This is a genomic window from Pseudarthrobacter sp. H2, assembly GCF_050157045.1.
Lineage (GTDB): Bacteria > Actinomycetota > Actinomycetes > Actinomycetales > Micrococcaceae > Arthrobacter.
In genome coordinates, this window is record NZ_CP189594.1 from 4,143,975 (window position 1) to 4,165,904 (window position 21,930).

The window sequence follows — 21,930 nt, forward strand, 5'->3', positions numbered from 1 at the left end:
CAGGGAGTAGCAGTGACATTTTCATTGGTCGCAAGGGACGAAGCCACCGGGGACTTCGGCATGGTGGTGACCTCCTCCAGCCCGGCTGTGGCCGCCCGCTGCGTGCATCTGCGGGCCGGCATCGGCGGCGCCGCATCGCAGAACATCACCAACCCGGCGCTGGGCACGACGCTGCTTGACCTGCTGGAAGCCGGGGCCGACGCGGACGAGGCGCTGGCCAAGGTCATCGCCTCGGCGCCGCTGGTCAGCTACCGCCAGCTGACGGTGATCGACGACGCCGGCCGCACCGCCGCGTTCTCCGGCGACGGCACGCTGGGAACCCACCGGACGGTCGCCCGCGCCGGCGTCGTCGCCGCCGGAAACCTGCTCTCATCCCCCGGCGTCGTTGACGCGATGGTGGACGCCTATCTCCAGGCAGCCGGACGCCCGTTCGAGGAACGGCTGCTGGCCGGGCTGCTGGCGGGCCGCGACACCGGCGGCGAGGAGGGGCCGGAGCACTCGGCAGGGCTCGTCGTCGTCGGGACGGCCGGCTGGCCGGAGACCGACCTCCGGGTGGACTGGGCCGAAGAGGACCCGATCGGCGAGCTGGAGCGGCTCCGGCAACTGTGGGCACCGCAGAAACAGGACTATCTCACCCGGGCAGTCGATCCGACGGCGGCCCCCAGCTATGGCGTTCCGGGTGACCTGTGAACAACCTCAAGGACGTCGCTAAGGCCCGCGTCAACGAACTCTCCGGACGGCTGCTGGCACTGTCGCACCGGCTGCACGCCAATCCCGAAATTGCCTGGGAAGAACGGCGTGCCGCCCAGTGGGTTGCGGCGGAACTTGCCGGGGTCGGCTTCACGGTTGATGCCGGCATCTGCGAACTCCCCACGGCGTTTGCCGCCCGGGTGGGCAACGGGCCGCTGAACCTGGCCATCTGCGCCGAATACGATGCCCTGCCCGGGCTGGGGCATGCGTGCGGGCACAACATCATCGCCGCGGCTGCGGTAGGCGCAGCCGCTGCGCTCGCCCCCCTGACTGCGGCACTCGGCATCACCATCACCGTGCTGGGCACGCCCGCAGAGGAAGGCGGCGGCGGCAAGATCCTGATGCTCGAGCGTGGCGGCTTCGACGGCGTGCACGCGGCCATGATGGTCCACCCCGGGCCCCTGGACGTAGCGCGCGCCGAACCCTTCGCCGTCGCGCACAGCAAAGTCGAATACCGCGGCAAGGCATCGCACGCGGCGGCCTACCCGGAACGCGGCGTCAACGCCGCGGATGCGTTCACCGTGGCCCAGGTGGCCATCGGCCTGCTCCGGCAGCAGCTGGATCCGGGATCGCGGGTTCACGGTGTCATCACCAACGGCGGGGAGGCACCGAACGCGATCCCGGAGCACACGCAGGGCCGCTGGTATGTCCGGGCCGAGACGCTGGCCGACCTGAAGCCGCTGGAGGCCCGGGTGGAACGGTGCTTCGAGGCCGGGGCCCTGGCCACCGGGTGCGAACTGGAGATCACACCCGAAAGCAAGCCCTACGCCGACTTCGTCACCGACGAGGACATCCTGGAGCTCTACATAGACAACGCCACGCAGCTGGGGCGGAGCTTCACGACGTCGGGCCCCGACATGCGCATGAACCGGGCGTCCACAGACATGGGCAACATCTCGCATGTCATCCCGTCCATCCACCCCTATATAGGGATCGCTTCGCTCCCGGCGGTGAACCACCAGAAGGAATTCGCCGCCCATTGCGTGGGCGACGCCGCCAACCGCGCCATCCTTGATGCGGCCACGGCCCTGGCCTGGACGTGCATCGACATCGCGAACAACCCGGAAACCAGAAAGCGACTCCAGCGGCAAAACCATGCCGCTGCGTCCCCCGCAGCCGAGGCGAGCCATGCCGGCTGAAACGCGCACCGAACATGACCTGATCGGGGACCTCCAGGTCCCGTCCGAGGCCTACTACGGAATCCACACCATGCGGGCCCGGCAGAATTTTGACGTCACCGGAACCTCCATCGCAGCCTTCCCCGACCTCGTCTTTGCGCTGGCCGCGGTGAAACAGGCGGCGGCCTCGGCCAATATGGACCTCGGCCTGCTCCCCGTGGAACAGGGCCGGGCCATTGTCCAGGCCTGCGAGGAAATCCGTGCCGGCGCCCTATTGGAGCAGTTTGTGGTGGATCCCATCCAAGGCGGTGCCGGCACGTCCACCAACATGAACGCCAACGAGGTGATCGCCAACAGGGCGCTGGAAATCCTGGGCCACCAGCGGGGCGACTACGGGATGCTCAGCCCACTGGAGCACGTCAATCTGGGCCAGAGCACCAACGACGTCTACCCCACGGCGCTGAAACTGTCCATGGTGGTGTCCCTGAGGCGGCTGCGCGAGGCGATGGAACGCCTGGCGGCCGCCTTCGCGGACAAGGCCGCCGAATTCGACGACGTCCTGAAGATGGGCAGGACCCAGCTGCAGGATGCCGTCCCCATGACGCTCGGACAGGAGTTCATGACCTACGCCATCATGCTCCGCGAGGATGAGCAACGGCTTGCCGAAACCGCGGTGCTGCTGCTGGAAAGCAACCTTGGCGGCACGGCGATCGGAACCGGCATCAACGGCCATCCGCTGTACTCGGCACTGGCGTGCAGCCACCTGTCCCGGATCAGCGGGGAACCTGTGAAGGTGGCGGCCAACCTGATCGAGGCAACCCAGGACTGCGGCTCCTTTGTGCAGCTCTCCGGCGTGCTCAAGCGCACTGCCGTCAAGCTCTCCAAGACCAGCAACGACCTGCGGCTGCTGTCCTCCGGACCCACTGCGGGTTTCGGCGAAATAAACCTTCCCGCGATGCAGGCCGGCTCCAGCATCATGCCGGGCAAGGTCAATCCGGTAATTCCAGAGATGGTCAACCAGGTGGCCTTCGAAGTGATCGGCAACGACGTCACCATCACGATGGCAGCCGAGGCCGGGCAGCTTCAGCTCAACGCCTTCGAACCGGTCATCGCGTACAGCATGCTGCGCTCTCTGACCCATCTCCGGGCCGCCTGCGACGCCCTTGCCACCCGCTGCGTCCGGGGCATCACCGCCAACCGGGACCGGATGGCACGCATGGTGTCCCACTCTGCAGGGCTGGTCACGGCCCTGAGCCCGTACATCGGCTACGCGGCGTCCACGGAGATCGCGCAGGAAGCCCTGTTGACCGGGTCCGACATCGGCTCGCTGGCGCTGGCTCGCGGACTGATTTCGGCCAAACAACTGGCGGAAGCCCTGGACCCGGACACGCTCACCGGCCGCATCCGGGTGGCTGCATCCGGGCTGTAGGCGGGCGCCATGTCCGTAGCTGCCCTGGGCCCTCAGCGGGCTGGAACCCGGTGGAGCAACGCCGGCATCATCCCCGCCGTGCCGGAGACGGGGACGTCAGAGGCGCGCTGCTGCCGCGGATCTCCATCGCGTCATGGATCTGCAAGGCGAACCAGAGCTGGGCGAGGGTTGACGTTTCGGTCATGTCCAGCCCCGTCAGCTCACCGATCTTCCGGATCCGGTAGATGATGGTCTGCCGGTGCGCGAAGAGGGCGGCCGCCGTCTTCTGCCACGACCGCTGCATGTCCAGATACGTCTTCAGTGTGAGGATGAGATCCGGCTCGCGGCCCCGCTCGTACTCGAAGACCGGGCCAAGGAGCCGTTGGACGAGCGCCTTTCCTTCGTCATGGCTTGTCAACCCCAGCCACGAAGGGCCCTGCGCGTAACGCACCAGCTGCTCCGTACTGCTGCCTGCTGTTCCCAGCGCCCACAATGACTCCTGAAGGGCTCTTTGGACGCCTGCAGCGGTGGACGGGGTGCTGACGCCGATCCGGACATCCGGCCTGACCACATGCCGTAACAGCTCCGCGGAACACTCCGCGGACACCGCGATGTGGAGCTTGTTGAAGCTGCGCAGGCACGCGGTCGGGAAGCCATGGCGCCACAGATTCACGTGCACGTCGGCCAGATGCGCTCCATCATCACTGGACATGGAGACGACCAGAAACTCCTGCGCCGGAATTTCGAATTCGGACAGGCGGCTTTCCAGATCCGCGATCCCGTTGCGGCCGTCAAATGCCTGCAGAAGGAATTCGGCCCCCAGACGGAGCCGGTTCTCCAGCGCCAGCACGGTCCGCGACAGCTCCAGGCCCAGCACCGTCGCCGCATGGAGCAAAACAACCGCATCGGGGTGCGGTTCGGACGCCGGAAGGACCACCAGCAGCGCATTGGTGTGCGTTGGAATGTCCATCATGAGGATGTGTTGGTCACCGAGCCGGTGCCACTGGAAATTTTTCGTGGCACCCGGCGTCTGCCCCACCAGCGACTTCAGCTCCCCCGCCAGGGTTGCCGGCAATGCCTCGCCGTCCGGGTGCCACGGGTGAAGGCACCGCCGGTCCACCACGAACAGCCTCGAATCCAGCTCGGCCGCTACCCCTTGGAGCAGCTTCTGCCAGTGGTTCCCGGCCCCGGCAAGACGGAGAAGGTCATAAATCCTGGCCGTCTGCCGCAGCCTGCGGGATTCCTCCAAAAGCGAAGACTCGGCGACCGACCGGGCAATCGCGATGAACGGCAGCGGATAGGGCACGTTGATCACCGGCAATGGCAGGGCGTTGCACGCATACAGAAATTCGGGCAGAAGCTGCGGGGCGTGCATCTTCTCGCCGACAGCCAAAGCGCTCGTGCCTGCCCTAACCAGGGACTCGGCAAGTTCAACCTGTCCGGCGGCGTCCGGCGGAATCGACAACCCGTTGGTCATCATGATCTCACCGCCGGTGACCCACTCCCACAGCCGGGGAAGATCCGAGGTGTGCGCCCATGTGATGCGGTTTCCCAGACCCCCGGAACCTGCAATCAGGCTCAGGCCCAGCTGAGGCTCAGCCAGCAGTTCGGCAACGGTAATCACGACCAGTGGCTCCTTCGTTCGGCGGGCAGTGGACCGGGCCCATTTTATACAGATGTATAGACGCCTCCGTCATTTGTAGTCAGGTGACGGGTATGCGAGGTGATGCCGGTCACCGATGATTAAGTCACTTACTTCCCGCTCAACGACGAGCATTCAAGAGAGAGGGTTTGCGATGAGCGCAACGAGCAATCTCATTGATGACGCCCCACTTACAAATTTCCACAAAAAGCTGACCTTCTTTGCCTCCGGGGGTCCCTTCATCGACGGCTACGCGCTGTCAATCATCGGAATCGCCCTGATCACGATGACCCCGGGCCTGCACCTGAGCACCGTGGAAATCGGCTTGATCGGTGCGGCCAGCCTGGTTGGCATCTTTTTCGGCGGGGCCATCTTCGGGTGGCTGACGGACAAGATCGGCCGGCACAAGATGTACATTGCCGACCTCATCGGTCTGGCCCTGTTCTCCGCCCTCAATGCCTTCGCGACCGAAGTCTGGCAGGTTGTTCTCTGCAGGTTCCTTCTCGGTATGGCCATCGGCGCCGACTACCCGATCGCCACCTCGCTGCTCGCCGAGTTCCTCCCGAAGAAACACCGTGGCCGCCTCCTGGGTGCCACCTTCGTGGTCTGGGCGATCGGCGCCGCAGCTGCCTACGCCGTCGGATACCTGCTCCGCGACACGGGGCCGGACGTCTGGCGCGTCATGGTTGCCAGCCCGGCGATCTTCGCCATCATCACCCTGCTGTTCCGGCTCGGCACCCCTGAGTCCCCCCGCTGGCTGCTCTCCCGTGGCCGCCGTGACGAGGCGGAGGCTGTCATCAAGAAGGTTTACGGCCGGCAGTACGGCCTCGCCGACATCGCCTCGGACAGTGAAGGTCCTGCCAAGCAGGGCAGCTTCCTGGACATCTTCAGGGGCCAGGCCTGGAAGCGCACACTTTTTGTCTCCATCTTCTGGACTGCCCAGGTCATCCCGCTCTTCGCGGTTTACACCTTCGCACCGGACCTGCTGGCGTCCATGGGCATGACAGGTGACGCCAACCTTTACGGCGGATCCTTCCTGATCTCCATGCTGTTCGTCGTCGGCGGCGTTCCCGGTCTGTGGCTCGTCGAGAAGATCGGCCGTCGCAAGCTGCTCCTGTGGAGCTTCGGCATCATCGTGGTGGCCCTGGCCATCCCCGCCTTCATCCCCAATGTCCAGGCCGCGCCGCTCTTCATCGCCCTGGCCATCTTCGCCCTGGCCTCTGGCGCGTCCAGCTTCCTCGAGGTCGTCTACCCGAACGAACTCTTCCCCACGGAGGTCCGTGCTACAGCAGTGGGCTTCGGCACGGCAATCAGCCGTGTCGGCTCCGCAGCCAGCACCTACCTGATGCCGGTCGCCATCCTCAGTTTCGGCGCCGCAGGCTCGCTGCTCATCGGCGCCGTCATCTCCCTGGTCGGACTGCTGGCCACCTTCCTGCTCGCGCCGGAAACCGCCAACAAGTCCCTCGCGGAACTCACCACCGAAAAAAAGCCGGAAACCCCGGCACCCATCAAAGCAACAGAAGGAGCACTGTCATGACCACGCACAAGCCGATCGGCCCCGTCGACGCAACGAAGGTACCCCGCTACGCCGGGCTTGGAACCTTCGCCCGGCTCCCTCAAATCGACCGGGTGCCCGACTACGACATCGCCATCGTCGGAGTACCGTTCGACGGCGGCACGTCCTTCCGCCCCGGCGCCCGGTTCGGTCCCGCCGCTGTCCGTGAAGCATCCCGTCTGCTGCGCCCCGGCTACCACCCGGAACTCGACGTCGAGCCCGTCTACGAAGCCCAGGTGGTGGACGCCGGCGACATCGCCTGCACCCCCTACGACATCACCCGCGCCGTCCGTGAAATCGAAGAGCAGGCACGGCCGCTGATCAGCAAGGACAAGAGGCTGATCGCCATCGGCGGGGACCACACCATCGCCCTGCCGATGCTGCGGGCCCTGAACGAGGTCCACGGACCGGTTGCCCTGCTCCACTTCGACGCGCACCTGGACACCTGGGACACCTACTTCGACCAGCCGGTCACCCACGGAACCATCTTCCGCCGGGCCTTCGAAGAGGGCCTGCTCGTTGAGGACAAGTCCATGCACGTGGGTATCCGCGGGCCGGTCTATGACCGGAACGACTTCCTGCGCGACCACGAGTTCGGGTTCCAGATCATCCGCTGCTCGGACCTGGACGTCATCGGCGTCCCGGCCGCAATCCAGAGGGTCAAGGATCGCCTGGGCGACACCCCGGTCTACGTCTCCATCGACATCGATGTCCTGGACCCCTCCTACGCTCCAGGCACCGGAACTCCCGAAATGGGCGGCCTGCACTCCCGCGAACTGCTGGCCCTGCTGCGCGGCCTCAACGGCATCAACATCGTCGGAGCCGACGTGGTCGAAGTTGCCCCCGCCTACGACCACGCGGACATCACCACCCTGGCAGCCGCCACCCTGGTCTTTGACCTCCTGGGACTCATGGTGAACCGCTCCAAGGGCGCAACCCTCAGGAGCGACGAAGCGCTTGAGGGCGCCGCCGTTTAGGCACGCCGTTGCAGGCCACCGGCGCCTCCGCCACGGCCGGGGCCGGAGCCGGAACCCTGCCCAGGAGCAGGGTGGCGAGGGCGAAACAGGCTGCTCCGCCGCCCAGAAGCCCCGGCGTGAGCCCGTTGAGGGCGGCGTCGGACACCGGGACAAAGACGACCACGGCGGCCGTCACCACGGCGGCCGCCGGGCGGCCGCGCACGTGGCCGGACGACGTCGGACGCTCTTCCAGCCTCCCGAACAGCGCAAGCACCGGCAGCAGGAGCACGACGACGGCCGCCAGCACGAGCGGCCGGCCCCACCACCAGGCGGCGGTCCCGCCGGCCGGCTGGGGGAACCCGGACAGCAGCAGGAGCCCGGACATCGCCGCGAGCAGCGGCAGGTGCCACAGGTAGACGGTCATCGCGCGGCGGCCGGCCACAGCCAGCACCTTCCGTACCCATCCGACGGCCGCCACCCGGGTGAGCGCCGGCCGGAACAGCTGCAGGGCCGCAGCCTGCGAGATCCCCAGGAACAGCAGGGCCAGGTTGGGCGGATTGAGGTTCACCAGCATGTTCCCCGGGTAGAGCCCCAGCGCCACGAGCAGCCCGAGGGCCAGGTTGCTGGCCACGATGATGCCCGCGAGCGCGGACCGGCCCAGGTCCGGCAGCCGGCCGTCCGCCATGATGAATCCGAGCTGCTGCACGGCGCACCACAGGAAAATCATGTTGGCGTAGGCCAGCAGCGGCAGCATCCCGCGCAGGCAGTCCACGGTCACCACGAGCCCGGCGAGGCCCGCGAAGGTCAGCCGCGGGGCGCGGGAGTGCAGGCGCGCCAGGAGCGGAAGGTTCAGCTGGGCGGCCAGGTAGGCGGCGAGGAACCACAAGGGCATGCCGGCCCCGGCGGTCAGCAGCTGGATGACCTCCGGGTCCACCCCTGCCAGCCGGGCGGTCCACAGCCCGGCGAACATCACGGCCAGCAGCACGGCCGCCGGACGGATGAGGCGCAGCATCCGCGCCTGGATGAAGTCGAAGGCGCTGCCGCCGCGGGCGCTGAGCCGCTGCCAGGACCCCAGCCCGGTGATGCCGCCGGCGACGAAGAAGAGCGGCATCACCTGCAGGACCCAGGCGACCGGCTCGAACCAGCGCTGGTTCCCGAGGGTGTTTTCCGAGGTCACGGTGCCGTCGGGATGCAGCACCGGGCTGACCATCATGGTGTGCCCCACCACCACGATGGCAAGGCAGAAAAACCTGGCAAGGTCGATCGCCAGGTCGCGTTCCGGAATGGTGGCCGGTCCGCCGCCGCGCCCCTGCTGTGGAACACCCATTGCGCCCCCTAAGGAAGCTGCCAATAGCGCCCGCGGACGCGGCCAATTCGGCCCCGTTCGCGCCTCGTTGCCTCCATTGTCGGCCTTGTCCGGGCCTACATCCAGCGGAATCGGCGACGGACGAATATCCCGCGTTCAGGCGGCCAGCAGGTCCGATCCTGGCTTCCCCCGTCCGGGCCCCGGCTCAGCGGGAGAGTGTGCCCAGGGAAGCGGCGGCGAAGTCCCGGGCCGCGGCGTCCCACTCCCCCAGCAGCGCCTGGAGGTTTTCGCCGTCGGCACGGTGCGCGGCCGTCCGGGCCTCCAACGTGGCCAGCACGCCGGTGCGGAGCTCGGTGTTGAAGTTCACCTTGCCCACGTTCATGGCGGCAGCCTTCACCAGCTCCTCGGGCGGGATGCCGGAGGCGCCGTGCAGCACCAGCGGGATGTGGGTGCGGACCGCGATGTCCTGCAGCACGTCCCACCGCAGCCGGGGCTCCCCCTTGTACTTGCCGTGGACGTTGCCCACGGCCACGGCCAGCAGCTGCGCGCCGGTGCGTGCCACGAAGTCCTCCACCTGGGCGGAATCGGTGAGTCCCGCCACGGCAACGCCGGCGGCGTCCGCCCAGAAGGCGCGGTCCTCGTCCCCGGCGAGGCCGCCGAGTTCCGCTTCGATCACGACGCCGGAGTCCCCCTGAGCGTCCAGTGCAGCGCGGACTTCGCGGACCAGCGCGATGTTCTCCTCGAACGGCAGGGACGAGCCGTCCGCGAGGACGGAGTCCGCCCCGGCCGCGACGGCGTCGAGGATGACCTGCAGCTCGGAGGCGTGGTCCAGTTGCACGGCGACCGGAACGGTGGCGGCGTCGGCGAGGCCGCGGAGGGCCGAGATGAGCCGCAGCCCGTTGGGTGTGGCGGCGGTCTTCGGAGCCACCAGCAGGATGGCCCCACGGCCGGCCTGCTCGGCCGCTCCCACGACGGCGAGGGCCGTGGTGAAGTCGTAGCAGGTGAAGGCCGGGACTGCGGCGCCTTGCTGGAGGGCTGAGACAACCAGGGTGTCGAGGCGGGTACGCATCAGGCGCCCAGGCCTCCCACCAGGATCCAGGCCACGAACGTCAGGGCGAAGCCGGCCAGCCCCAGGATGGTGGTGAGCACGGTCCAGGTCCTGAGACCGTCCGCCACGGTGAGGCCGTAGTACCGCACCACCACCCAGAAGCCGGCGTCGGTGACGTGCGAGAGGCCAAGGGAGCCGAAGCCGATCGCGATCACGATCACCGCGATCTGCGCCGGGGTGTAGCCGCCGCCGGCCACGGCCGCCGAGAGCAGGCCGGTGGTGGTGACAATGGCGACCGTGGCCGAGCCTTGGGCTGCCCGGAGGGCCAGCGAGATGATGAAACCGAGCAGGAGCAGCGGAACGCCCAGGGTGTCCAGGGTTTCGGAGAGCGCCGCGCCGATGCCGGAGACCTGGAGGACACCGCCGAACACGCCGCCGGCTGCCACCACCATGAGGATGGAGGCGATGGGCGGCAGGGCGCCTTCGAAGATCTCGCCGGTTTCCTTCAGCGACCAGTTCCGGCGCACGGCCAGCAGGAAGAAGGCGAGCCCCACGGCGACGAGGAGAGCGAAGAACGGGTTGCCGACGAAGGCTGCCACGCCGTACCAGTAGTCCTTCTTGTCGATCACGAGCGTGCCGACGGTGCCCAGCAGGATCTGGGTGATCGGTGCGGCGATGAGGAAGATGATCAGTCCCGGACGGGGCGGGGCAACCGCGCTGGCGCCGGGCCCGACGTGGCCCGCGCGCACCACGGTGTCGGAGCCGAATTCGTCAACTTGTGCCTTGACGGTGGGCAGCAGCTCGTAGTCCCGGCGGTTCATGATGCTGGCAACCCAGTAGGACAGGAAACCGAGCGGCACGCAGATCGCCAGCGAGATCAGGGCGATGAGGCCGATGTCGGCGCCGAGCACGCCCGCTCCGGCGACAATGCCCGGGTGCGGCGGGACGGCGACGTGGATGGACAGCATGATGCCGGCCATGGGCAGGCCGAACTTGACGGGGTGGACGTTGGCGATCTTGGCGAAGGCGTAGACGATCGGCACGAGCACGATGATGCCCACCTCGAAGAACACCGGGATGGCGACGAGGAAGCCGACGGCGGTGAGGGCCACCGCCACCCGCTTGGCGCCCAGTTTGGCGGTGAAGTGGTCTGCGAGCGACTGGACGCCGCCGGAGACCTCGATCATCCGGCCGAGTATGGCGCCCAGGGCGATCAGGATGGCAACCTTGCCCAAGGTGCCGCCCACACCGTTGGAAACCACGGTGAAGACGTCCTTGAGCGGGATCTGGGCGGCCACGGCCACCAGGATGCTGACGGCCAGCAGGGCCACGAAGGCCTGGACCTTGAAGCGGATGATCAGCAGCAGCAGCAGCGCCACGCCGGCTGCCGCGATGGTCAGCAGCAGCGGAGTACCCAGCTCCACGGCCGGCTTGATGACGGGCGCGTCTGCGGCGCGCACCACCAGGGAATTAATCAGGGGGGTCATGTTGGGTGTCTCCTTTGACAGGACAGTCTTCGAAAAGGGTAACGACGGAAAGGTTCGACGACGGCGGAAGGGGGATCCGCCGTCGTCGGGCTGGTGGTACGGGTCAGACCGTGCGCTTGGTGGGGGCTACCACCTTGATGACTGCCGAATCGTCCGCCGCGGCGAGGCCCTGGGCCTGGCCGAGGAGGTAGAGCTGTTCGGCGGCGGCGGCCACGGGGGCGGCGAGTCCGGCGGCGCGGGCGGCCTTGCCCACGATGCCCATGTCCTTGACGAAGATGTCCAGGCGGCTCAGGACCTCGGCGCCTTCCTCGGTGTAGGCCTTGAGAATCCGGGGGCCGCGGTTGGAGAGCATGAAGGAGCCTGCCGCGCCGGCTTCGAGGGCGGCGAGGGTCTTGGCCTGGTCCAGGCCGAGGGCGTCCGCAAGGGCCATGGCCTCGGCGGCCGCGGCGATGTGGACGCCGCAGAGGAGCTGGTTGACCGTCTTGAGGGCCTGGCCGTCGCCGGGCTTGTCGCCCACGACGGTCAGGGTGGAGGCGAGGAGTTCCAGCGCCGGGCGGGCCTTTTCCTGCGCCTCGGGCGATGCGCCCACCACGATCAGCAGGTCGCCTTCTCCGGCGCGCTTGGGGCCGCCGGAGAGCGGGGCATCAACCAGTTCGACGCCGTATTCGGCCAGGCGGTCCACGGTGGCCGGGATGGCTTCGGTGCCCACCGTGCTGCCGAGGATCACAACGGCGCCCGGCTTCAGCACGGAGGCCACGCCGTTCCCGCCGAAGAGGACATCGTTGAGCTGTTCGCCGTTGCGCACCGCCAGCAGCAGGGCGTCGGCGCCTTCCGAGGCTTCCCGTGCGGAGGCGAAGGTGCGGATACCGGCCTCTTCAGCGAGCTTCAGCCGCGGCTCGGCGATGTCGAAGCCGTGGACGGTGAGCTGGCTGGCCAGGCGGGTGGCCATGGGCAGGCCCATGGCTCCGAGGCCCAGGACGGTGATGGTGTAGTTGCTGGTCATGGTGTTCTCCTTTGAATACTGGCGGGTGGTGGGCCCACGCCGGCGAGGGCCCCGGCCCGAGCTTGCGAGGGTTGGGAGCCGGTGGGGATTAGAAGGTGTTGCTGAGCTTGCGCGTGACGGCGGCGAGGGACTGGTCATCGCCCACATTCCCGGCGAAAACGGTGTACGGGATGCCCTTGGCGGGGCCGTCCACCGGTTCCCACAGGCTCACGATGCCCGGGAGCATGGGGCCGCGGACAATCGCGTGCCGGATCTCCAGCCCGTGGGCGGCGACGTCCGAGGACGTGATGCCGCCCTTGGCGATGACGAACCGCGGCGGGAAGGTCTTGAGCGTGCGGTTCACCACCGCGACGACGGCGGCGGAGACGGTGCGCGCGATCCGCAGGCTCTCGGCGGCGTCGTGGGCCCTGATCAGCAGGCGGCTCGTGTGGACGATGACGTCACTGCCGCGGAGGGCCTCCACCACCTTGTCCACGGTCTCGTCGAGGTAGCTGTCCGCGCTGCCTGTTTCGGTTTCGGCGGCGAGGAGCTTCTCTACGTCGATCTCCACGATCCGGGCCGCGCTGTGCTGCTCGGTCAGCGCCTTGAGCTGGCGGGTGGTGACGCCGACGTGCGAACCCACCACGATCAGGCCGCCGGCTTCCGACGGCGCGTTTCCGGCGTAGGCTTCCTCACCGCTGAGTTCGGCGCGGATTTCCTGGCCGATCCGGGCGCGGACGAACGGCGGCCCGACACGGTAGAGCAGCTTCTTGCCGCGGCGTTCGGCTTCCTCGAGGCCCAGGGCGAGGGCACGGAGATCGTTTTCGGAGACGACGTCGGCAACGATCGGGGTGGAGTCGGTGGCGGACTCGATGGCGTCGGCGATGGCCTTGGCGGAGATCTGCGGATCGGTCGAGGCGCGGATGATGTTGAGGTCCAGGACGATGACGGAGTCCGCGGCGACGCGGCCCTCCGACTTCTCCTCCACGTACCTGGCCAGTTCCGAGTTGGCGAAGCCAAAGGACGCGTCCTTGGCGAACTCCGTCTCGGCCACGGGGGTCAGCGCGCCGGCGTCTTCCCCGGTGCCGCGCATGTAGTGCACCCCGCCGATGGTCACGCGGCCGGCGTCGGGGAACGCCGGGACAATCACGACGCCGTCGGTCGCCTCGCCGGCGACGGCCGCGACGGTGGCCGCGATGACGTCGGGCTCCAGCGGAAAGTGGCCGCGGAGGGTGGAGTCGCTGCGGCTGACGAAGCTCAGGCGCAGCCTCGGGCCGGCGCCGGCCGGGACCGCGGCGGCTGCCGCGAGGGCGTTCCGGACGACTTCCTCGTTGCGGGCGGCCGCCTCTGCCGGGTCCAGGCTCCGGGTGTTGGTCAGCACGTAGACCGCGCGCTGGCGCCGGCCGTTGATTTCATGGGCGAAGGCCCAGGCGAAGTCCGCCACTTCCCAGCGGGTGAGGACGGGCAGGTCAGCGACGGACTGGGTTCCGGTGGGGTCGTCGTCGAGCACGACGAAGACCCGGGGCGATATCGCGGAGGACGCGGCCAGGCCGTCTGCCACGAGCCGGGCGGGAATCCGCACCTCCGCCGGGAAGGCGGCAAGCACGTCTGCTTCAAGGGGCACTTTGCACTCCATTGTGGGTAAGTCTGCGGTACATCGGTATCGCCAGAATGATTTGTAAGATGTCTGACATCTGATAACTGAATGATAGTGTGGCACATGGCACAAAGACGCGCAAGTAGACTTGACGCTCAGGCAGGACCGGGGCGCTGGACGGGGAAAATTGGCTAGGAAATCGTTGGTCGGCGTGGTGGCGGACGAGCTGCTGGACCGGATCATTTCCGGCGAGTTCCTGCCGGGGGCGAGCGTACCCGGGGAGCTCGAGCTCAGCGCCCGGCACGAGGTGAGCCGCATGACCGTGCGGGAGGCGATGAAGACCCTTGAGGCCCAGAGAATCCTCAGGGTGGAGCGCGGCCGGGGCACCTTCGTGAACCCCCTGAATCGCTGGGCTTCCCTGGAGGCCGTCCTGCGGGCAGCGTCAGAAGGCAAGAACGATGCGTCCGCCGCCATCCAGCTGATCGAGCTCCGCCGGATGCTGGAAACCGGCGCCTGCGAACTGGCCGCCGGGCGGATCGGCGACGCCGGGATCCAGGCCCTCCGCGGGCAGCAGGAAGCGATGCGGCTGGCACACGGCAGCAACGACGTGACCGCATTTGTTGAAGCAGACCTGGCGTTCCACGACCTCATCCTGCAGGCCTCGGAGAACGTGTTCGTCGCCGTACTGTTCGAGCCGCTGCACCGGATACTGGAAAAGCGACGCACCGAGACCTCCACGGTGCCCGAAATCCAGGCACACGCGATCGGACACCACCAGGGCATCGTGGACGCCCTGGCCTCCCGTGATCCGCACCGGGCCCGCGAGGCCATGGACGCGCACATGCAGCAGACACTGGATGACCTGAAGACTTATGTGCTGGCGGACCGTCCGGCCTGACGGGCCACATCAGGGGCCTTTGTACCTAGCGCGGCAGGAAATACCGGTGTATTGCTGGGGGTGTGAATGCCGCCAGCTTCAGACCGGGCGCCGGCCCTGCCGGCACCACCGGAGCCGCCGCCGGGCGCGCCGCGGGGTCATGGAGCCGGTACGTCGCCCTGGGCGACTCATTCACGGCAGGCCTCGGGGATCCGGAACCGTTGAGTCCCGGCGGTATCCGGGGCTGGGCGGACCGTATTGCCGAGGAGCTCAGCGAGCGCCGCGAGGATTTCGCCTACGCCAACCTTGCCGTCAGCGGCCTCCTGCTGCGGCAGATCCTCGACCAGCAGCTCGGGCCGGCCCTGGCGGCGAAACCCGATCTGGTGACCCTTTCGGCCGGCGGGAACGATCTGGTGTTCCACCGGAGCGATCCCGACCGGCTCGCCGTCGCCTTGGATGCCGCGGTGCAGGAACTGGCCGCCACCGGCGCTACGGTGGTGCTGTTCACCGGCCCGGACTGGGGCGGGACCCCGCTGCTGGGCCGCACCCGCGGCAAAGTCGCCGTCTTCAACGAGAACATCCGCACCATTGCGGCCCGGCATCACGGGGTGATCGCCGACTTGTGGACGCTCCGGCAGCTGGCGCATCCGCAGATGTGGGATCCGGACCGGCTGCACTTCTCGCCGCTGGGACATCACACGATCGCGACGATGGTGCTGGACACCCTCAGCGTTCCGCACAGCCTGCGGCCGCTGGAACCCAAGCCGATGCCCGCCGGCAGCTGGCGGGAAGCCCGGGTCGGAGACCTGGCCTGGGCGACGCAGTACCTTGTCCCCTGGATGGTCAGCCGGATCAGGCCACGGGCCGAAGACGTGCCGCTGACCGCCAAGCGGCCCGAGCCCGGACCGGTCTACGGATTCCGCGAGGCCGCCCCGGACCCCGCAGCCGGCGCCGCATAGCCCCGTTTAGCCCTAGTCCGGCCGCGATCCGTCGGCTAGTCTGCAGGAACGGCCGACAGCCGGGTATCGATGGCGATCATGAGGAGCGAAGTTGCCTAATCACACTTACAGCATTTCTGAAATTGTCGGAACCTCCACCGAAAGCGTTGACGCTGCGGTGCGCAACGGCGTCGCCGAGGCCGCGAAGACGCTCCGCAACCTGGACTGGTTCGAGGTCAAGGAGATCCGCGGCCACCTGGCCAACGGCGAAGTCGCCGACTGGCAGGTGACCATCAAGCTCGGGTTCCGCCTGGAGCGCTGAGGTCCGACCCCGGAGCGCCGGCCCCTGCGGTCCCGCCCGTGTGCGGACACCGCCGGGGCAGCCGCGGGGGCCGGGCACCGGCGCAAAACGAGGAAGCAGCCATGCAGTACACCCATCTGGGCCGCTCCGGCCTGACGGTCTCGCGCCTCTGCCTGGGCACCATGAACTTCGGTCCGCAGACGGAGGAGTCCGAGACCCACGCCATCATGGATTCGGCGCAGGAATCCGGCATCAACTTCTTCGACACCGCCAATGTCTACGGCGGATCGGGCCGCCGGGGCTGGACGGAAGAAATCCTGGGGCGCTGGTTCGCCAAGGGCAGCGAGCGCCGGGAACACACCGTGCTCGCCACCAAGCTCTACGGAACCATGACGGACCGGCCCAACGAGTCCAAACTTTCCGCCCTGAACATCCGCCGGGCCCTGGACGCGAGCCTGAAGCGGCTGCAGACGGACTACATCGATCTCTACCAGTTCCACCACGTGGACCGGAACACCCCCTGGGACGAGATCTGGCAGGCGGTCGGCGTCGCGGTCCAGCAGGGCAAGATCCTGTACTCGGGCAGCAGCAACTTCGCCGGCTGGCACATTGCCCAGGCCCAGGAGGCTGCGGCCCGCCGCCACTTCAACGGCCTCGTCAGCGAACAGTCCATCTACAACCTGCTCACCCGCAACGTGGAACTGGAAGTGATTCCGGCCGCGCAGCAGTACGGGCTGGGACTCATCCCCTGGTCACCGCTGCACGGCGGGCTGCTCGGAGGGGTGCTGAAGAAGGAACACGACGGCGTCCGCCGCGCCACCGGCCGCTCGGTCGAAACCCTCAAGACGCACCAGGACCAGATCCGGCAGTACGAGGACTTCGCCGACGAACTCGGCCACGAACCGGCCGACGTCGCCCTGGCCTGGCTCCTGCACCAGCCCGCCGTGACCGCTCCGATTGTCGGCCCGCGCACCCGGGAGCAGCTCGATGCCGCCGTCCGGGCCCTGGCCGTGACGCTCGACGCCGACGCCCTCAAGCACCTCGACGTGATATTCCCGGGCCACCGGACCGCCCCGGAGGACTATGCCTGGTGAGTTGAGTGAAACCGGCCCCGAGTGGCAATTCAATAGTAAGCATGATTAGTATTGAGGCTGAAGGGCGAAGCGCACCCGACGATCCGGGTGCCTCCTCAATGAAAGAAGAAGGAACGATAAAATGGGTTTTTTCGCATTTCTGATTCTGGGCCTTATCGCCGGAGCAATCGCTAAGGCAATCCTCCCGGGACGCCAGGGCGGTGGCATTTTCATCACCCTGCTCCTCGGCGTTGTCGGCGCCGTTCTTGGCGGCTGGATTGGTGGCGCACTGTTCGGCACTGGCCTCAACGAGTTCTTCTCGCTCTCGACCTGGCTGCTGGCCATCGGCGGTGCGATCATCGTCCTGTTGGTTTACGGCATGATCACCAAGCGTTCAGCCCGCTAAAGCTGAGCCTGGCCGGAAACCGGCCCCGGAATTTTTCCGGGGCCGGTTTTTCGCACAGGACACGCCATTGGTGCAGCTTCAACATCACAGCCCGCGCAAAAAAGCCACAGCAAAAAGCCACAGCAAGATTCACAGAGCAGGAGTACAGCATGAAAGCGAAACTTCTTTTCGGCGCCGGAATCGCCGCAGGCTTCGTCCTCGGATCACGGTCCGGCCGGGCGGCCTATGACAAACTCAAGACCCGGGCTGCCGCACTCTGGGAAAGCAAGCCGATCCAGGACAAGGTGGCCGCGGCAACGGAAGCCGTCAAGGAAAAGGCCCCCGAGCTCCCCGGGCAGCTCACCCACGCGGCCCGCCGGGCAAGCACCGTCATCGGTTCCGCCACCCATCGCGACAGGGCGGAACACAACAACACCCATGTGAAGAGCGCGGACCAGGCCGCCCCGGACGTCGGATCCGACCCGGCACTCAATGACCGGACCGGCCAGGACTGGTCCGATGAAGGCGGCGCCACCCCGGCAGGGCCCGCCACCAACGTCGATCCGGACAAGGTCCCTTAGCCGGACCTGCGGATGCCACCGGCCACCACGGTGGCATCCAGCTTCCCGGAGTGGAGCACCCGGGCGGTGAGGCCGCTGCGGCGGAACAGTTCGGCGGTCCGGGGCGCCTGCCCCCGGCTCGTCTCGATCAGCAGGCGGCCGCCCGGTGCCAGCCATTGCGGCGCCGCGGCGGCCACCCGCCGTTGCACGTCGAGCCCGTCGGCGCCGCCGTCGAGGGAGGCCCTCGGCTCGTGCAGGCGGGCTTCCGGCGGCATCGTCCCGATCGCAGCCGAGGGCACATACGGGGCGTTGACCGCAAGCACCAGGACCGCGCCGCGGAGCCGGGCCGGGATCGGCGCGAAAAGGTCGCCCTCATGGACTTCCCCGCCCAGCGGGAGGACGTTCCGGCGGGCGCACGCCACCGCTGCCGGGTCGACGTCGGCGGCGTGCAGCTCCAGCGGGCCGGCCAGCGAGGCGAGCGCCGCCCCGACGGCACCGGAACCGCAGCAGAGGTCGACGACGACGGGCGCCGGACGGGCGCCGTCGGACGGCTCGAGGAGCCGGGCGGCCTGCCGGACGAGGAACTCAGTCCGGCGGCGGGGCACGAAGACTCCGGCGTCCACCGCAATCCTTAATCCGCAGAACTGCACCCAGCCCAGGATGTGCTCCAGCGGCACGCCGGAGGCCCTCCGCCGGAGCATGGCCGCGAGTTGCCGCGGCGTCTGCGCGGCCTGCGTCAGCAGGCGCGCTTCCTCTTCGGCAAAGACGCAGCCGGCAGCCCGCAGTGTCCGGACGATCGCCGGCTCGGTAACCGGGAGGGACGGCATGGGAACGCCCCCTTCCGCCGTGGCTGATGGAAACCCATGCTACCGAACCGGCAGGACGGCTGCACGGCCCCCCGGCCCGGTGCCAGCGCGCCTCCCTGGACACTCCGCTGGTCCGGCAACTGTTGTGTCGCTGCCGGGGCGGCGGCTGAGGTTCTGGAAGACTGGACCCGGCCGGGGCGTGATCCGGCAGGGAAATCTACGCCGGGGTCTGTGGGGACCGCCTCCGGCAGCTTGGACTCGTTCGCATATGGTGTTGCTCGACCGGTCGACGCTCATGGTGGTCTTCGCCGTGCTGACCATGACCATGCTGGTGCTCTTCTACTTCGACACCTACCGCAAGTCCCGGGCCGCCTTCGCCGGCTGGTGGTGCGTTGCCGTCGGCTCCTTTTTCAGCGCCGCGCTCTTCTACTTCGTGGGGGAAGTCTGGAACCAGGCCTGGGCCCCCGGCATCGGAAACGGGGTGATGGTGCTCGGTTCCGGCAGCGTCTGGGCCGGAACCCGTTCGCTGGCGGGCCGCAGGGTGCGCGCCTGGTTCCTGCTGGTCCCTACGGTTCTGGCCGTGGCCGTGCGCTTTGCCGCCGACGCCCGCTCCGCCACTCTCGTCTGCCTGGCCCTGATGGGGACCGCGATCGGACTGGCGTCGCTGGAATTGTGGCGCGAGCGTGAAGGCTCCTGGCAGACAGTGCGCTCCCTGGCGATCGCGACGGCCGTCTGCGCCGCCTACTACCTCAGCCGCACCGTGGGCCTGGCCGTGTTGAGCCCCGAGGACCCGCTCTTCCAGTTGCTGTTCGGCACCGGAGTCACCTTGCTCATGGCCATGGTCCTGCTGGTGGTGGTCTCCGCGAGCATCACGGCCCTGAACACCGCCCGCCGGACCGAGGACCTCAGGGAGCGGGCCTCGCGCGACGCGCTCTCCGGCCTCTTGAACCGTGGCGGATTCATGCATCAGGCCCAGCTGCGCCTCCGCGCCAATCTGGACGCCGGCGTCGACACCGCGATCGTCATGGCTGACCTGGACCGGTTCAAGGCCATCAACGACGGTTACGGGCATGACGCCGGCGACGGCGTCATCCGCGCCTTCAGTGAGGCCTGCCGTTCGACCCTCCGGACAGCGGACCTCGTGGGGCGCTACGGCGGCGAGGAATTCGTCCTGCTGCTGACCGGGGTTGACGCCGAGGAGGGCGTCCGGATCGCCGACCGGATCAATGCCGCCCTCGCTGCGCGCAGCTCCCTGCCGGGCGGGGCCCCGGCACCCACGGCGAGTTTCGGCGTCGTCGACACCCGGGGCACGAACGCCGGCCTTCAGCGGCTGATCCGCGAGGCCGACGGTGGGCTGTACGCGGCGAAGGCAGCGGGACGCAACCGGGCCATGATTGGCGCGGCGCAGGCGAGCCGCCCGGCGGGCTGAGCGCCGCCGGGCTGAGCGCGCCGGCGGGCCGGCCTGCCTGCCTGCCTGCCTGCCTGCCTGCCTCGGGGCAGCCTGTCGCCAGGATGCCAGGGTTTCCACTCTTCGCTAAAAGAGTAGGCCCTGTGGGGATCGAACTGTTCTTTTCTGCTCTGGCGGGAGCACAATTGAGAAAACGTTGGACCGTGGGTGGTGCGGCATGAAAACAGTTAAAGCAATGCCTGCCCTGCATCCACGTCCTGTCTGCTACATAGGGTCAGAAGATGTGGACTTTAGCGTTGCCCGGTGGCGTCGGCTCAGGGGAATACCTTATCCATCGGTGAGTCTTCCGGGCCGGGCGGCTAACTCTCCCCGGGTATCGAACCCTCTCTTCCCCTGTCACAGTCGTTCTTTCTTCGGGCTCTCATGAAGGCGCCCGGAGGGCTGGCCCCTTCCGGGCATTTCCCAAGCCGCTCCTGCCGGGCGTTGGTTATCGGGACCGAGAGCGCACCCCTCGAAACGCACTCACTGGAAGCTAGACCAAGCAACAAATCCCAATGTGAAAGGACACCGAGATGTTCCAGCCAAGTAACCGACTAACAGCGTTGGGTTCCGCGCTCGTGCTGTTTCTGGCAATGTCCACGGTGGCGTCGTGTGCCGCGCCAAACGGTGCGCCTTCCCCGTCCACGTCCACAGGGACGCCGACAGGGACGGCGTCGGAGTCAGCGTCGCCGACAGGGACGGCGTCGGAGTCAGCGTCGCCGACAGGGACCTCGGACGCCACAGAGTTCTGCGGGGCGGGGTCCGCCATCCGCTACGACCGCTCCGCCTTCCAACCGGCTCCGAGGATAGACAACAAGTGGTTTCCGCTCAAGCCCGGCATGCAGTACACGACGACGGGCACGGTGACGAGTGCCGATGGCACCACTGTGCGCACGGTCGTCCACTCCGTGACCGGACTGACAAAGGTGATAGACGGCGTGAAGACCCTCGTGATGTGGGACCAGGACTACTCCGACGGGGAGCTGGTGGAATCCGAACTGGCCTTCTTTGCCCAGACGGAGAAGGGAGCGGTCTGGCTCTTCGGGGAGTATCCGGAAGAGTACGAAAGCGGCAATTTCACCGGCGCGCCCCGCACCTTCATTAGCGGGATTTCCAAGGCCCAGGCAGGGATCGCCATGCAGGATCAGCCCCTGACCGGCACCCCGGGCTACGTCCAGGCCCACGCACCCGACGTGGGGTTCCTGGATTGTGGAGCCGTCTTCAAGGAGCACCAGCGGGTATGCGTGCCCGCCGGGTGCTACGACGATGTGCTGGTCGTTGATGAATACAATCCGCTGGAACCGGCTGTGGGCCACCAGCAGAAGTTCTATTCAGCGGGCACGGGGCTGGTGAAAGTGACAGCGATTAGTGGTGCAGACCAGGAGTCCTTGGACCTTGTCAAGGCGGACACGCTCGCAGACTCCAAGCTGAGTGAGATCAATCAGCAGGCACTGGAACTGGACATGCACGCTTACCAGGTCAGCGGAAGTGTCTACGGCACAACGCCCCACGCTGAAGTTGCAAATCTGGGCTCCGGCGGCTACTGAGGGATCGGGGTCAGCCACGGCCGGCCAGTCACCGAACCGGGCCTATAGCCAGGCAAACTTGCTATTTTGATGCCCGAATCCCCGCCGCCCAGACATCGCCAACATCCGGCCATTCGGGCCCATACCATATCTGCCTGAAGGAACTCA

19 protein-coding genes and 1 pseudogene are annotated in these 21,930 nt (G+C 67.7%); 13 read left to right on the top strand and 7 right to left on the bottom strand.

Annotated elements, in window-relative coordinates; translation table 11 throughout:
• Positions 1-12 precede the first annotated feature (12 nt).
• Genes ACQCSZ_RS19215 through ACQCSZ_RS19225 form a run of 3 tightly spaced genes read left to right on the top strand, consistent with a single transcriptional unit; the run spans position 13 to position 3,297 of the window.
• Positions 13-690 carry a DUF1028 domain-containing protein gene (locus ACQCSZ_RS19215; protein WP_427005263.1) on the top strand — a complete coding sequence of 226 codons (678 nt, stop codon included), beginning with the start codon at positions 13-15 and terminating at the stop codon, positions 688-690.
• Complete coding sequence (locus ACQCSZ_RS19220; RefSeq protein ID WP_427005264.1) at positions 687-1,889, top strand: M20 family metallopeptidase; 1,203 nt, start codon at positions 687-689, stop codon at positions 1,887-1,889. Before ACQCSZ_RS19215 ends, ACQCSZ_RS19220 begins: the two co-directional genes overlap by 4 nt.
• The gene (locus ACQCSZ_RS19225; RefSeq protein ID WP_427005265.1) at positions 1,879-3,297 is read left to right on the top strand and encodes an aspartate ammonia-lyase; all 1,419 of its coding nucleotides are present in this window, start codon (positions 1,879-1,881) and stop codon (positions 3,295-3,297) included. Before ACQCSZ_RS19220 ends, ACQCSZ_RS19225 begins: the two co-directional genes overlap by 11 nt.
• A 67-nt stretch (positions 3,298-3,364) precedes the next feature.
• Here the strand turns inward: ACQCSZ_RS19225 and ACQCSZ_RS19230 are convergent, their stop codons facing one another.
• Positions 3,365-4,900 carry a PucR family transcriptional regulator gene (locus ACQCSZ_RS19230; protein ID WP_427005266.1) on the bottom strand — a complete coding sequence of 512 codons (1,536 nt, stop codon included), beginning with the start codon at positions 4,898-4,900 and terminating at the stop codon, positions 3,365-3,367.
• Between the two features lie 172 nt (positions 4,901-5,072).
• On the opposite strand from ACQCSZ_RS19230, the gene ACQCSZ_RS19235 reads away from it, so the two are divergent.
• Together ACQCSZ_RS19235 and speB are read left to right on the top strand one after the other, a co-directional pair.
• Positions 5,073-6,455, top strand: a complete 1,383-nt coding sequence (locus ACQCSZ_RS19235; protein WP_427005267.1) for an MFS transporter — start codon at positions 5,073-5,075, stop codon at positions 6,453-6,455.
• Positions 6,452-7,450 (top strand): agmatinase, encoded by a 999-nt coding sequence (gene speB, locus ACQCSZ_RS19240; protein WP_427005268.1) that lies wholly within the window; start codon positions 6,452-6,454, stop codon positions 7,448-7,450. The genes ACQCSZ_RS19235 and speB overlap by 4 nt, the downstream gene beginning before the upstream one ends.
• Here speB and ACQCSZ_RS19245 read toward each other — a convergent pair.
• The 5 genes and pseudogenes from ACQCSZ_RS19245 to ACQCSZ_RS19265 form a co-directional block, all read right to left on the bottom strand.
• Positions 7,413-8,756, bottom strand: coding sequence for an acyltransferase family protein (locus ACQCSZ_RS19245; protein ID WP_427005269.1), 1,344 nt, complete (start codon positions 8,754-8,756; stop codon positions 7,413-7,415). The two genes, speB and ACQCSZ_RS19245, sit on opposite strands and share 38 nt — an antisense overlap.
• 184 nt (positions 8,757-8,940) lie before the next feature.
• Positions 8,941-9,804 (bottom strand): class II fructose-bisphosphate aldolase, encoded by an 864-nt coding sequence (locus ACQCSZ_RS19250; protein ID WP_427005270.1) that lies wholly within the window; start codon positions 9,802-9,804, stop codon positions 8,941-8,943.
• Positions 9,804-11,270, bottom strand: a complete 1,467-nt coding sequence (locus ACQCSZ_RS19255; protein WP_427005271.1) for a GntP family transporter — start codon at positions 11,268-11,270, stop codon at positions 9,804-9,806. The genes ACQCSZ_RS19250 and ACQCSZ_RS19255 overlap by 1 nt, the downstream gene beginning before the upstream one ends.
• 190 nt (positions 11,271-11,460) lie before the next feature.
• Positions 11,461-12,420, bottom strand: a pseudogene (locus tag ACQCSZ_RS19260) (NAD(P)-dependent oxidoreductase); the annotation flags it as partial.
• Positions 12,362-13,876, bottom strand: a complete 1,515-nt coding sequence (locus ACQCSZ_RS19265; protein ID WP_427005272.1) for a four-carbon acid sugar kinase family protein — start codon at positions 13,874-13,876, stop codon at positions 12,362-12,364. The pseudogene ACQCSZ_RS19260 and the gene ACQCSZ_RS19265, both read right to left, overlap by 59 nt.
• A gap of 160 nt (positions 13,877-14,036) precedes the next feature.
• Here ACQCSZ_RS19265 and ACQCSZ_RS19270 point away from each other — a divergent pair, with 160 nt between their 5' ends.
• From ACQCSZ_RS19270 to ACQCSZ_RS19295, 6 genes are all read left to right on the top strand, one after another.
• Positions 14,037-14,747 carry a FadR/GntR family transcriptional regulator gene (locus tag ACQCSZ_RS19270; RefSeq protein WP_427005273.1) on the top strand — a complete coding sequence of 237 codons (711 nt, stop codon included), beginning with the start codon at positions 14,037-14,039 and terminating at the stop codon, positions 14,745-14,747.
• A 62-nt stretch (positions 14,748-14,809) separates the two neighbouring features.
• Complete coding sequence (locus tag ACQCSZ_RS19275) at positions 14,810-15,685, top strand: SGNH/GDSL hydrolase family protein (RefSeq protein WP_427005274.1); 876 nt, start codon at positions 14,810-14,812, stop codon at positions 15,683-15,685.
• Between the two features lie 91 nt (positions 15,686-15,776).
• Positions 15,777-15,986 (top strand): dodecin, encoded by a 210-nt coding sequence (locus ACQCSZ_RS19280; protein ID WP_427005275.1) that lies wholly within the window; start codon positions 15,777-15,779, stop codon positions 15,984-15,986.
• A 101-nt stretch (positions 15,987-16,087) separates the two neighbouring features.
• Complete coding sequence (locus ACQCSZ_RS19285; RefSeq protein ID WP_427005276.1) at positions 16,088-17,059, top strand: aldo/keto reductase; 972 nt, start codon at positions 16,088-16,090, stop codon at positions 17,057-17,059.
• A 121-nt stretch (positions 17,060-17,180) separates the two neighbouring features.
• Positions 17,181-17,444 carry a GlsB/YeaQ/YmgE family stress response membrane protein gene (locus tag ACQCSZ_RS19290; protein WP_427005277.1) on the top strand — a complete coding sequence of 88 codons (264 nt, stop codon included), beginning with the start codon at positions 17,181-17,183 and terminating at the stop codon, positions 17,442-17,444.
• 149 nt (positions 17,445-17,593) lie between these two features.
• Positions 17,594-18,004, top strand: a complete 411-nt coding sequence (locus tag ACQCSZ_RS19295) for a hypothetical protein (protein ID WP_427005278.1) — start codon at positions 17,594-17,596, stop codon at positions 18,002-18,004.
• Here ACQCSZ_RS19295 and ACQCSZ_RS19300 read toward each other — a convergent pair.
• The gene (locus ACQCSZ_RS19300; protein WP_427005279.1) at positions 18,001-18,810 is read right to left on the bottom strand and encodes a putative protein N(5)-glutamine methyltransferase; all 810 of its coding nucleotides are present in this window, start codon (positions 18,808-18,810) and stop codon (positions 18,001-18,003) included. The two genes, ACQCSZ_RS19295 and ACQCSZ_RS19300, sit on opposite strands and share 4 nt — an antisense overlap.
• Before the next feature lie 247 nt (positions 18,811-19,057).
• Here ACQCSZ_RS19300 and ACQCSZ_RS19305 point away from each other — a divergent pair, with 247 nt between their 5' ends.
• Both ACQCSZ_RS19305 and ACQCSZ_RS19310 read left to right on the top strand, forming a co-directional pair.
• Positions 19,058-20,218 (top strand): GGDEF domain-containing protein, encoded by a 1,161-nt coding sequence (locus ACQCSZ_RS19305; protein ID WP_427005280.1) that lies wholly within the window; start codon positions 19,058-19,060, stop codon positions 20,216-20,218.
• Between the two features lie 857 nt (positions 20,219-21,075).
• Complete coding sequence (locus tag ACQCSZ_RS19310; RefSeq protein WP_427005281.1) at positions 21,076-21,783, top strand: hypothetical protein; 708 nt, start codon at positions 21,076-21,078, stop codon at positions 21,781-21,783.
• Positions 21,784-21,930 lie beyond the last annotated feature (147 nt).

Coding starts and splice junctions, on each gene's coding strand:
- ACQCSZ_RS19310 (WP_427005281.1), top strand. CDS start 21,076: ATGCAGTACACGACGACGGGCACGGTGACGAGTGCCGATGGCACCACT.
- speB (WP_427005268.1), top strand. CDS start 6,452: ATGACCACGCACAAGCCGATCGGCCCCGTCGACGCAACGAAGGTACCC.
- ACQCSZ_RS19255 (WP_427005271.1), bottom strand. CDS start 11,270: ATGACCCCCCTGATTAATTCCCTGGTGGTGCGCGCCGCAGACGCGCCC.
- ACQCSZ_RS19225 (WP_427005265.1), top strand. CDS start 1,879: ATGCCGGCTGAAACGCGCACCGAACATGACCTGATCGGGGACCTCCAG.
- ACQCSZ_RS19245 (WP_427005269.1), bottom strand. CDS start 8,756: ATGGGTGTTCCACAGCAGGGGCGCGGCGGCGGACCGGCCACCATTCCG.
- ACQCSZ_RS19290 (WP_427005277.1), top strand. CDS start 17,181: ATGGGTTTTTTCGCATTTCTGATTCTGGGCCTTATCGCCGGAGCAATC.
- ACQCSZ_RS19300 (WP_427005279.1), bottom strand. CDS start 18,810: ATGCCGTCCCTCCCGGTTACCGAGCCGGCGATCGTCCGGACACTGCGG.
- ACQCSZ_RS19295 (WP_427005278.1), top strand. CDS start 17,594: ATGAAAGCGAAACTTCTTTTCGGCGCCGGAATCGCCGCAGGCTTCGTC.
- ACQCSZ_RS19235 (WP_427005267.1), top strand. CDS start 5,073: ATGAGCGCAACGAGCAATCTCATTGATGACGCCCCACTTACAAATTTC.
- ACQCSZ_RS19305 (WP_427005280.1), top strand. CDS start 19,058: ATGGTGTTGCTCGACCGGTCGACGCTCATGGTGGTCTTCGCCGTGCTG.
- ACQCSZ_RS19285 (WP_427005276.1), top strand. CDS start 16,088: ATGCAGTACACCCATCTGGGCCGCTCCGGCCTGACGGTCTCGCGCCTC.
- ACQCSZ_RS19250 (WP_427005270.1), bottom strand. CDS start 9,804: ATGCGTACCCGCCTCGACACCCTGGTTGTCTCAGCCCTCCAGCAAGGC.